Consider the following 269-nt stretch of genomic DNA (forward strand, 5'->3'; position numbering starts at 1 on the left):
TTGAAATTCCAACTAATTGTGCCATTTCATCTGTTGTAAATACTCTTCCATTCAGAGACTCGATCTTCTGCCAAATTAATTGCAACGTTTGCTTCGTTAAACCTTTCGGAAGCTCTTTAGTGACAGTAGGCTCTCTTTTTTCTTTTTGTAATATTAACGAATCTAATTCCGATTGACTGATTTTTTGTTGTTCTTTCATGAAAGTAAATTTTTCTCGTTATATAGTTAATGCCTCTTTAATTCGTTCAAATGTAAATGGTTTAATTAAA

General features: G+C 30.9%; 1 pseudogene. It reads right to left on the reverse strand.

Annotated features, from left to right (window positions below):
* A pseudogene (locus KVT27_RS24805) lies at nt 1–269 on the reverse strand (response regulator); the annotation flags it as partial.

The organism is Lysinibacillus sp. GbtcB16 (assembly GCF_019091145.1).
In the GTDB taxonomy this organism is placed as follows: Bacteria; Bacillota; Bacilli; order Bacillales_A; family Planococcaceae; genus Lysinibacillus; species Lysinibacillus fusiformis.